At 55.7% G+C, this 6,830-nt stretch carries 7 protein-coding genes; all 7 read right to left on the reverse strand.

Features of this window, described 5'->3' with window-relative positions:
* Positions 1–53: 53 nt before the first annotated feature.
* Positions 54–932 carry a hydroxymethylglutaryl-CoA lyase gene (locus VK738_07300; GenBank protein HTD22443.1) on the reverse strand — a complete coding sequence of 293 codons (879 nt, stop codon included), beginning with the start codon at positions 930–932 and terminating at the stop codon, positions 54–56.
* Positions 933–946: 14 nt separating this feature from the next.
* Positions 947–1,372 carry a hypothetical protein gene (locus tag VK738_07305; GenBank protein HTD22444.1) on the reverse strand — a complete coding sequence of 142 codons (426 nt, stop codon included), beginning with the start codon at positions 1,370–1,372 and terminating at the stop codon, positions 947–949.
* Positions 1,369–3,072 (reverse strand): acyl-CoA carboxylase subunit beta, encoded by a 1,704-nt coding sequence (locus VK738_07310; protein HTD22445.1) that lies wholly within the window; start codon positions 3,070–3,072, stop codon positions 1,369–1,371. The genes VK738_07305 and VK738_07310 overlap by 4 nt, the downstream gene beginning before the upstream one ends.
* 89 nt (positions 3,073–3,161) lie before the next feature.
* On the reverse strand, positions 3,162–4,145 hold the full coding sequence (locus VK738_07315; protein HTD22446.1) for an enoyl-CoA hydratase-related protein: 984 nt from the start codon (positions 4,143–4,145) through the stop codon (positions 3,162–3,164).
* Between the two features lie 154 nt (positions 4,146–4,299).
* The gene (locus VK738_07320) at positions 4,300–4,716 is read right to left on the reverse strand and encodes a cobalamin B12-binding domain-containing protein (GenBank protein HTD22447.1); all 417 of its coding nucleotides are present in this window, start codon (positions 4,714–4,716) and stop codon (positions 4,300–4,302) included.
* Positions 4,717–4,792: 76 nt separating this feature from the next.
* On the reverse strand, positions 4,793–5,395 hold the full coding sequence (locus VK738_07325; protein ID HTD22448.1) for a DNA-3-methyladenine glycosylase: 603 nt from the start codon (positions 5,393–5,395) through the stop codon (positions 4,793–4,795).
* Positions 5,396–5,570: 175 nt separating this feature from the next.
* Positions 5,571–6,830 (reverse strand): methylmalonyl-CoA mutase family protein (locus VK738_07330; GenBank protein ID HTD22449.1); only part of this gene is annotated, 1,260 nt, incomplete at its 5' end.

Genomic DNA, 6,830 nt, shown 5'->3' on the forward strand with positions numbered 1-6,830 from the left:
GGATCAGCAGGGATTCAATGAGCTAAGTCATTCCTGATATCCGTGTCAATCAGTCAGTAGCCGATTTTTTTCTCGCTATACTGCTTGCCAATATCGGCCGACATCTTAATCAGAGAATCCGTGAGCTTGATGCCCGGCGCAGGTGCGCCGCGCAACGCCAGCGCTTGCAGAACAATTTCGGTCGGGATATTCCCCACCAACTCATCCTGGGCAAAAGGACAGCCCCCCAGCCCGCCAATAGCGCCGTCAAAGCGGCGGCACCCGGCATCGTAGGCAGCTAGGATTTTTTCTGCTGCAACATCGGGGCGGCTGTGCAGGTGCACACCGATCTCCTGCTCAGCGAATTCGCTCATCACCGGCTTCACAATCGAAGCAATCTTCTCGGCTGAAGACACGCCCACCGTATCGGCAAGGGAGATGGTGCGGATATCCATGTCAGAGAGAATGCGCACGCCCTCGATGACCTCATCTTCATTCCACAAATCACCGTAGGGATTGCCGAATGCCATGGAAATATACACCACCATGTCCAACGCATTCTCATCGGCTTGAAGCTTGATTTTCTCCAGGATATCAATGGCTTCTTCCAGCGACTGGCTCTGGTTTTTCTGCAGGAACGTGGGCGAGAGCGAGTAAGGAAATCCCAGCGTACGCACAGCTTCGGTAGCAATCGCCCGCTCCGCACCCTTTTCATTGACCACGATGCCGATAATTTCCACGTCGTCGGGCGGGTCAAGCTGCTTGAGCACATCTTCGGAGTCGGCCATCTGCGGAACGGCTTTGGGCGAGACAAACGAGACGGCATCAATGTGCTTGAACCCTGCGCCAACGAGACTTCGTAAATACTCGACTTTGACACCCGTTGGGATCTGCCCGGCCAGTCCCTGCCAGGCGTCGCGGGGGCATTCGATGAGCTTGGTCGAATGATTCATAGTCAAAAAGGAGCCTATGACGAGCTTAGAAGTTTTTCAATCGCAGGCCAGAGCAGAGCAATAGTTACTAAATTACCTGCCACAATCACCCAGCGAGACAGTGCTCCACTCGCTCTCAGCTTGTAAAAAGAGAACAAAGTGAACCCAAACTGAATGATCAAACAGATGACTGCTATCCAGCGCACCAACAAAAGCACCAAAGCCAGCATCCATGCTGTGAATACAGCATGGGAGGAAAGCATTCCCTCTGCAAAATAAGAGAACGCCACAGCCAAAGTGGGTGTGCTGAGTACGATGAGAAACACAAGTCCCAGATCTCCGAAGGGCTTTTGCTCTTCGCCTAGGGCGGACCCCCTTTTGGTAGAACTATCCCGCGCGGGATCATCGAACAACGTAATGGGCTGCTTTCGTTTTGCTGAAGATCCGAAGCCGAGGCTCATGTCTGCAGCACCCCCACCTTAAACTCGGGGACGTCCGGATTTAAAGACGCGGCTTCCAGCGCTGTGATGATCGCACTGCGCGTCTCCATGGGATCGAGAATGCGGTCAACCCACAACCGTGCGGCGCCGTAGCGCGGGTCGCTCTGCTCGTCATAGGTTTTCTTTACCGATTCATAGAGCTCTTTTTTGTCGGCGTCAGTCAGCTTCTTTCCGCTGCGTTCGAGTTGTTTGATCTTGATTTCTACTAATGTCCCCGCCGCCGAAGCGCCGCTCATAACCGCATAGCGCGCTGACGGCCAGGCAAAGACGAAGCGGGGATCGTAGGCTTTGCCGCACATGGCGTAGTGTCCGGCGCCAAAAGAACCACCGATGATCACCGTGATTTTAGGGACTACAGAGTTAGAGACCGCGTTCACCATTTTCGCCCCGGCGCGGATAATGCCGCTCCACTCGGCATCGCGTCCCACCATGAAGCCGTTTACGTCGTGCAGGAAGACGAGGGGGACGAGGTTCTGATTGCAATCCATGATGAAGCGCGCGGCTTTTTCTGCTGACTCGGTATAAATCACACCTCCGAACTCGAGGTGTTTTTCGCCTTCATGGCTGATGGCCTGCTGGTGCAGCTTCTGATTGGCGACGATGCCGACGGCAAAGCCGCCGATGCGGGCGTATCCACACAGCACCGTCTTGCCGTAGTCGGATTTGTATTCATCGAAGCGGCTGCCATCTACGATGCGGGCAATCACTTCTTTCATGTCATATTGCTTTGCCGGGTCAGATTCGAAGATGCCGTACAGCTCTTCGGCGGCGTACTGCGGCGCTTCGGTTTTTTTTCGGTCAAAGGGGGCCGTGGGTTTGTGGCCCATCTTTTCGACCAGCGAGCGGATGCGTGCTATACAAGATTCGTCATCGGGTTCGCGGAAATCCACCGTGCCGCTAATCTCTGAATGCATTTTCGCTCCGCCCAACTCTTCAGCAGAAACTTTCTGCCCGATGGCGGCCTGCACCAGCGCCGGACCAGCCAGAAAAAGCCCGCTGCCTTCGGTCATCAATATGTGATCGCACATGAGCGGCAGGTAAGCGCCACCGGCGACGCACATGCCCATGATGGCGGCAACCTGGGGGATGCCCATGGCCGACATCACTGCGTTATTGCGGAAGACGCGGCCAAAGTCGTCGGTGTCGGGGAACACATCTTCCTGCAGCGGCAGAAAGACGCCGGCAGAATCAACCAGGTAGATCGTCGGGATATGGTTTTCGATGGCGATGTTCTGTGCACGGATGACCTTCTTTGCCGTCATGGGGAAGAAAGCCCCGGCTTTGACAGTGGCATCATTCACGATCAACATGAACAGCCGCCCGTGTACGCGCGCCAGGCCGGTTACTGTTCCGGCTGCGGGCGCGCCTCCCCACTCTTCATACATGCCGTGGGCGACGTAGATGCCCAGTTCGAAAAATTCCGTGTCTTCATCTAACAAAAGGTCGATGCGTTCACGTGCCGTGAGGCGTCCTTTAGCATGTTGCGACTCGATGGCTTTTGTCCCGCCGCCTTCGCTGATTTTTTCCTGCTCGGTGTGAACGGCGGCGACCAGCTCGGCCATAGCACGCATGTTTTTTTCAAAGCGGGTTGAAGTAGGATCAATGCGCGACTCGAGCCGGTTCAACGCAGAAGCAGATTTCGTATTTGTGCTTTCGGGCATGGAGGACCCTCAGGCACAACCGTCTCCGGCTGTGCAGGTGCAAACTCTTTACAATAAATGAGCGGTGTGTGGATTCGCAATGCGTACAGTCAGCGGCACATGCTTTCTGTTGCCATGGTGATGGAGTGCGCGACTGGATCTTCCGCTATTGCATGAATCAGCCCGATCCTGCGAGCCTCATCGACATCCACTTTTTCCGCTGCGCAAAACATTTGCAGTGCGCGTCCTTTGCCAATGAGCCGGGGCAGGCGCTGCGTGCCGCCCCATCCTGTGATCAATCCCAGCGCAGCGCCGCGATGGCCGAACACGGCATTAGGAGCGGCGATGCGGCAGTCGCAGGCCAGCGCCAGGTCGAGCCCACCGCCAAGGCAATAGCCTTCGACGGCAGCATAAATTGGAGCAGGAAATTGGTCCACGGTATTCATGAGCGCCTGTCCCATTTTTGCGAATTCATAAGCTTGTGCGCCGCTCAGAGCCGCAACTTCGTGCAGGTCAGCACCGGCGGAGAAAAAGTTTTTGTTGCCGGTGAGGATGAGGGGTTTGGGGTTTTCGTCCAGATTACAAATCACCTTGGTTAGCGCTAACACTTTGCTTTTTGTAAGGCGATTGGTTGAATCCTCGGATTTCAGACGAAGCAGGAAAAAGTGTTTATGTTCTTCCAACAAGAAATGTTCATCGGAGGTGTCATCCTGAGCTCGGCGTTCTTTGCCGAGCGAAGGATCTGGCGAAACTCTATCCCTGTCATTACCGGCGGCGGGAATATAAACAGGAAGCGGCGCAATCTTCTTACCCCAGTCCTTGCTCAGATCCCTCCACTTTGGATTTTCCGCGTCGATCAGAGCCACTTTCCTGGATCGTATCCAGCCTTTGAGCTCTTTTTCGCGTGTAATCGCGGTGACGACGTCGGAATAGGTCTCGAAATAAACAAGTTTATGAGTTCGATAACGCACACTGAACCCCTCAGGAAACACGTCATGTTTGTGTTGCCACACACGATGCTCCAGTTTGCTGGTGACATCGATGTACAAGACCCGCTTGTGACTGGCCATAATGTAGACGTAATAGATTTTCATCTTCTGATGCGCACCACCGCTATTGCGAGGGAAAGTGTATCGTCAGATTCTTCGCTCGGCAAAGTACGCCTCGCTCAGAATGACATTTTCGTAAAGGAAGCAGAGTTTTAAACGATTGCAGATAGTTTGAAAAAGATGATTGCTGAGTGCTTTTTCACGCCGCCACGCCGCGGGGTTTTACGTTGGCGCGGATGAACTGAACGATTTCGTCCATGGGAGTGCCGGGGCCAAAGATGCCGGCGACACCGGCTTTTTTCAGAAGGTCCATGTCCTGCTCGGGGATGGTGCCGCCCAGCAGCACCAGCACATCATCCATGTGGTTTTGTTTGAGCAGATCCATAATGCGGGGAACGATGGCGTTGTGAGCGCCGGAGAGGATGGAGAGGCCGATTACATCCACATCTTCCTGCAGCGAGGCGCTGGCGATCATCTCCGGTGTTTGGCGCAAGCCGGTGTAGATGACCTCCATGCCGGCGTCACGCAACGCACGCGCAATCACCTTGGCGCCGCGGTCGTGACCGTCGAGGCCGGGCTTGGCTACCAGGACGCGGATTTTTCTCTCTGTAGGCATGAAATCTGCACCTCATACTAGCAGATTTGACGAACCGCGGAGGCGCGGAGAAGGTTTTGGAAATTCATGTTCCGAGTCAAACCTTGGCTTCCCCATCCAAGCTTCGCCAGAGATACCAGGCGGCCACCGAGCAGTAGGGATGCCAATTTTTCGCCAGCTTTTCCATAGCGGCTGGCGTAGGCAGTTTGCGCTTGCGGTAGGCTTTGCGGATAGCGGTGCGCACGCCGAAGTCGCCGGTGGGTAGGATATTGGGACGTCGCAGCGCAAAGATCAGGAAGACGTGCGCTGTCCACTCCCCGATGCCCTTGACCTTGGTGAGCGTGGTAATTACCTCTTCGTCAGTGAGAGAAGGCAGCGCGGCAAAATCAACTTCTCCGGAGTGCGTGCGCTTGGCCAGGTCGCGGATATAAGAGAGCTTTTGCTTCGAGAGGCCCGCCCGTCGCATCTGCGCGGTGGTCAGCTTCAGGATAGATTCAGGTGTGATGATGCCGCCCGCGGCCGCGACCAGGCGGTCAAAGATCGTGCGCGCAGCGTTGCCATGGAGCTGCTGGAAGACGATGGAACGCACCAGGGCTTCAAAGCTCGGATCGCGGTATTGCATACGGTAGGGGCCGACTCGATCAATGATGGCGCAAAGAATCGGGTCCGACTTCTTGAGATGGTTAAGAGCCCGTCGCATGAAATTATTCTGGTTGGTGGTGGGTGAGGGTGCTGCCCCCTCCCGGCACGCTAATCTGGCGTTTTCCAGGGCTTATAAGGCCCCGCTGCACGGCTGGTGCTACCCACCGCGCTAACGTATTAACGGAGTGCCAGAAACGTGTGACATCTCAATTATTTTACAACGACGCTTGGAGTTACGTGACGCTCACTTCTTCATAGGTTCCATACACCTCGCGCAGCGCGTCGCAGATTTCGCCGACGGTCGCGTAGGCGCGTACGCAATCCAAAATGTATGGCATTGTATTTACGTCAGAGATCTCGCCTGCGCCTGCTGTCTGCGGCTGTTGCGCGGCGGCTTTCTTCAAGGCGTCGAGTGTGCGGCGCACGTCGTCGTTTGATCGGCGGGAGCGCAGCGCCTTGAGCTTCTTGGTCTGGTGTTCGGCGACGGATTCGCCAATGTACAAAATCTGCGGCGGCTTTTCTTCGATGACGAAGTCGTTGGCCCCAACGATGATTTTTTCTTTGGCTTCGACGGCGCGCTGATATTGGTAAGAAGACTCGGCAATTTCTTTCTGGGGATATCCATGCTCGATGGCCTTCACCATGCCGCCCATGGCGTCGAGCTTGTCGAAGTAATCGAATGCACCCTTCTCCATGTCGAGGGTCAGCTTTTCGAGAAAGTAGGAGCCACCCAGCGGGTCTACCGTCTGCGCCGCTCCGCTCTCGTAGGCGATGATCTGTTGCGTACGCAGCGCAATGCGCGCGGCTTCGGCGGTGGGCAGTGCCAGGGCTTCGTCGTAGGCATCGGTGTGCAACGATTGTGTGCCGCCCAGCACTGCGGCCATGGCCTGAATGGCGACGCGCGCGATGTTGTTCATGGGCTGCTGGGCGGTCAGCGAGACGCCGGCAGTCTGGGTGTGGAAGCGCATCAGCCAGGTGCGCTGGTTCTTTGCGTCGAAGCGGTCTTTCATCAGCCGGTACCAGATCTTGCGCGCGGCCCGGTACTTGGCAATCTCTTCAAAGAAGTCGTTGTGCGCGTTGAAGAAGAAGCTGAGGCGCGGACCGAAGTCATCGACATCGAGTCCGCGGCGGCGCGCCCACTCGACGTATTCAACGCCGTCGTAAATCGTAAATGCCAGCTCCTGCAAAGCAGTTGAGCCGGCTTCGCGGATGTGGTATCCACTGATGGAGATGGTGTTGAACTTGGGTGTAAAGCGCGCGCCGAACTCAAAGGTATCAATCACCAGACGCATGGAAGGCGCAGGCGGATAAATATATTCCTTCTGCGCGATGTATTCCTTCAGGATGTCGTTCTGCGTGGTTCCGGAAATTTTGTTCCAGTCGGCGCCCTGCTTTTCCGCCACAGCGAGGTACATGGCCCACAGCACGGAGGCCGGCGAGTTGATGGTCATCGATACGGTGGTTTTTTCCAGGTCAATGCCGTCGAAGAGAAT

Source organism: Terriglobales bacterium (assembly GCA_035487355.1).
In the GTDB taxonomy this organism is placed as follows: domain Bacteria; phylum Acidobacteriota; class Terriglobia; order Terriglobales; family Acidobacteriaceae; genus QIAW01.